This window comes from Sandarakinorhabdus rubra (assembly GCF_010994245.1).
GTDB lineage: Bacteria > Pseudomonadota > Alphaproteobacteria > Sphingomonadales > Sphingomonadaceae > Sandarakinorhabdus > Sandarakinorhabdus rubra.
In genome coordinates this window covers 1-3,824 of the sequence record NZ_WMHO01000234.1, presented here as the reverse complement: position 1 = coordinate 3,824, position 3,824 = coordinate 1, and the positions used below count along the sequence as shown (strand labels likewise).

4 protein-coding genes and 1 pseudogene are annotated in these 3,824 nt (G+C 68.9%); all 5 read right to left on the bottom strand.

The annotated features are described in order from the left end of the window. Window positions 1-476, bottom strand: a 476-nt coding sequence (locus GJV64_RS12370; protein ID WP_164157548.1) for an N-acetylmuramoyl-L-alanine amidase, incomplete at its 3' end; no start/stop codon positions are given. After that, window positions 473-1,357, bottom strand: coding sequence for a DMT family transporter (locus tag GJV64_RS12365; RefSeq protein WP_164157546.1), 885 nt, complete (start codon window positions 1,355-1,357; stop codon window positions 473-475). The genes GJV64_RS12370 and GJV64_RS12365, both read right to left, overlap by 4 nt. Then, a complete protein-coding gene (locus GJV64_RS12360; protein WP_164157544.1) occupies window positions 1,354-2,073 on the bottom strand; it encodes a J domain-containing protein in 720 nt (239 codons plus the stop codon). The genes GJV64_RS12365 and GJV64_RS12360 overlap by 4 nt, the downstream gene beginning before the upstream one ends. Window positions 2,074-2,134: 61 nt before the next feature. Continuing rightward, on the bottom strand, window positions 2,135-3,514 hold the full coding sequence (gene pgmG, locus GJV64_RS12355; RefSeq protein ID WP_164157542.1) for a phosphoglucomutase/phosphomannomutase PgmG: 1,380 nt from the start codon (window positions 3,512-3,514) through the stop codon (window positions 2,135-2,137). A gap of 60 nt (window positions 3,515-3,574) precedes the next feature. Continuing rightward, window positions 3,575-3,824, bottom strand: a pseudogene (locus GJV64_RS12350) (hypothetical protein); the annotation flags it as partial.

Below are 3,824 nucleotides of genomic sequence, written 5' to 3'. Positions count from 1 at the left end.
CTGGGCGCGGCCGCCAGCCCGCGCGCGGCCAGCATGGGCCAGTCGAACAGCTCGCCTGGGTCTTCCTTGCGAGTCGGCGCGATGTCGCTGTGGCCCACCACGTTGGCCGGCGGGATGCGGTGGCGCGCCACGATGTCGGCCGCCAGCGCCGCCACCGCCGCCATCTGCTCGGCGGGGAAGGGGACATAGCCGAACTCGTGGCCGGGATTGACGATCTCGATGCCGACCGACGCGCTGTTCACATCCGTGACGCCACGCCACCAGCTCTTGCCGGCGTGCCAGGCGCGCTTGTCCTCGGCCACCATGCGCAGCACCGTGCCATCTTCGGCCACGACATAGTGGGCCGAAACCTTGGCCGCCGGATCGGCCAGCCGCTCGATGGCGGCCGCCGCGCTCTGCATGCCGGTGTAGTGCATTACCAGCATCAGAACCGGCAGCCGGCGCTCGTCGAAATTGGGGCTTGGATGCTCGATCATGTCGGCTCCACCGGCATGTCATGGTCGCGGCGCTGCGCGGTGCGGATGGTGATGATGGCAACCCCGACCAGCGTCAAGAGGCCGCCCACCAGCATCTGGCCGGTGATCGGCGTGTCGTACACCAGGACAGCGACGGTCACCGAGATCAGTGGCGTCGGCAGGGTGAGCGGCGAGACCACTGCCACAGGGTAGCGCTGGAACAGCCAGGTCATGCCGCCATGGCCGACCAGCGACGACATGATGCCGCTGTAGGCCACCCAGCCCCAGGTGCTCCACGGCAGGTGCGGGACGGCAGCAAGCTTGTCCGGCTCGAACTGCCAGGCCAGCGCCGCCATGATGGGGATGGCAACCAGGCCAAGCCAGCCGTGGATCACCAGCACCGGCACGCCGGCGAGGCGGCGGAACAGCAGATTGCCCACCGCCCAGCACAGCGAGGCGGCCGCTGTGAGCAGGATGCCGATGCGCTCATCGGCAATGGCAGGATCAAAGCCCAGCACCACCGCGCCCAGGAAACAGATGGCGATGGCGGTGATGCGCGGCCAGCGGATCTCCTCCTTCATGAAGATGACGGCCAGGATCAGGCTGAAGGGCACGCCCAGCTGGCCGACGATGGCCAACGCCGAGACATTGTCGGCCAGCGCGAAGGAGAGCCCACCCAGCGACATGAACAGCGCACCGGCGATGAAACCGGTCAAGAGGATCAGCCCCATCCGCCCCGGCAGCCAGCGGATGAAGGGCAGGCAGACGATGGTGGCCACCACATAGCGCAGCAGCACGGCGGTCAGCGGCCCGGCCGACATCACGCCTTCCTTCACGGCAACCACGTTGAAGCCCCACACCACGTCGATCGCGAGGATGGCGAAGAGGTGCAGCGGTTTCATGGCCGCCTCCCGCTCAGCCGGTCATAGGCGGTGTTGATGTCGGCCATGCGGGTTTCGGCGGTCCGGATGAACTCGGCTGGCACGCCTTCGGCCAGCGCGCGATCGGGGTGATAGCGTTTCACCAGCGCATGATAGGCGGCCCTGATGGTGGCAGCATCGGCGCCGGGGTCCACACCCAGGATGGCCCAGGGATCGTCGGCCGCCGGGCTCAGATGGCGGCGGCGGATGCGGGCCTGCGCGGCCGCATCGAAGCCGAGCAGCGATGCCACCTGTTCCAGATACTCAAGCTCGGCCGGCGTGAACCCGTCCACCGCCGCAATCAGCCAAAGCGCGTCGAGCAGGTCCTCCAGCGTCGGCGATCCCGGGCCCAGCAGGCTGGCGGCCTGCCGCGCATAGGCTTCGAAGCCGGCCATGTTCGATTGCGCCAGATCATAGAAGCGGCGGGCGTTGGCAGCCTCGCCGGGCTCGACATGGAACAGGCGCTGAAAGGTGGCGAACTCGGCCGCCGTAGCCTCGCCATCGGCGCGCGCCATCTTGGCGGCCAGCGCGATGGCGGCGATGGTGAAGGCCACGCGGCGGCGTTCCAGCACGCGTTCGGGGCGGGCGTTGCGGACAGCGTCGACCGCACCGCCAGCTGCAGCACCAGCCAGCGCGCCCAGCGGCCCGCCGATGACAAGGCCGATGGCCGTGCCGGCAAGAGTGGCCCAGATGCCCATGTGTTTAGGGCGTTAAGGGATATTGCCGGCGCTGGAAAGCTTTGGGGAAAGCTGGCGCCGGTCAGTGGCCAACCGGCGTGGCCGCCACGCCCGACAGCGCCAGCTGTGCCGCCAGTTCGGCCTCGAGGCGCGCCAGCGCGTCGGCATCGCGGGCCTCGGCGCGGGCCACCAGCACGTCCTGCGTGTTGGAGGCGCGCAGCAACCACCAGCCATCGCTGCGCATCACCCGGGCGCCGTCGGTCTCATCCACCCGGGCACCCTCCGCCTTCAGCCGGGCGAGCACCTCGGCCACCACGGCGAACTTCCGGTCCTCGCTCGACTGGAAGCGCATCTCGGGCGTATTGATCATGGCCGGCATGGCATCCTTCAGCGCGGTGAGCGAGCCGCCGAGCAGCGCCACCGCCTCGATGAGGCGGACGGCGGCCAATATGCCATCATCCACGCCGTGCCAGCGATGGGCGAAGAAGACATGGCCGCTCATCTCGCCGGCAATCGGCGCTTGGACCTCCTTCATCTTGGCCTTGATCAGGCTGTGACCGGTCTTCCACATCAAGGGCTGGCCGCCCAGCTCGGCGATGCGGTCGAACAGCGCCTGGCTGGCCTTCACGTCGGCGATCACCGGGGAGCCGGGCAGATCGCGCAGCACCGGCTCGGCCAGGATCGAGAGCAGCTGGTCCCCCCACACCACCCGGCCCTGGCCATCGACGGCGCCGATGCGATCGGCATCGCCATCGAAGGCAACGCCGAAATCGCAGGCCTTGTCGATCACCGTGCGCTTGAGGTCAGCCAGGTTGGCTTCCACCGTCGGGTCGGGGTGATGATTGGGAAAGCGGCCATCGACCTCGGTGAACAGCAGATGATGGGTGCCGGGCAGGATGCGGGTGAGCTTCTCCACCACCGGGCCGGCGACACCGTTGCCGCAGTCCCAGGCGATGGTGAACGTCCCGCCCCGGAAGCCGCTGGCCAGCGCCTCGACATAGCGGTCCATGATGGCCAGCGTGCGGGCCGAGCCGTTGCCGCTCTCCCAGTCGCCGGCGGCGGCCAGCGCGCCCAGCGCGCGGATGTCGGCACCAAAGAACGGCCGGTCCTTCAGCATCATCTTGCAGCCGTTCCAGTTCGGCGGGTTGTGGCTGCCGGTCACCATCAGCCCGGCATCGGCGCCGCATTCGAACACGCTGAAATAGAGCATCGGCGTCGGGCCCAGACCGATGTCGATCACGTCGCAGCCGGCGGCCATCAGGCCTTGCGCCACGGCGGCGGCAAGGGATGGGGAAGAAGAGCGGCCGTCACGGCCCAGCATCACCAGCTTGCCGCCGCCGCGCCGCACGATGCTGCCAAAGCTGCGGCCGATGGCAATGGCGTCATCGGTGGTCAGGCTGTCGCCAACGATGCCGCGAATGTCATATTCCCGGAGCGCTGTCGGGTGAAATGCGTGCGCCATGAGCCCTCGTCCCCAATCGAATTCCCGCCGCGTGATGCACTTGAAAGGTTACGATTGCGATTACGCGTCGTCACCCGTGCCGGTTCCCCGGCGCCGTTCGGCGGCTTCCACCAACAGGTCGCGTGCTGCGGTCAGCGCCTTGGCCTCGGCCTCGCTGCCGCCGGCATCGGGGTGGGCGCGTGTCATGGCCTGCCGCCACGCCTGCCACACGGCTTCGGACGGGGCGTCGGTCGGCACGCCCAGCAGCTGCGCCGCGCTGGCCAGTGGATCGTCGCGGCGGATCCGCCCGTGCCACGCCCACCAGCCAAAG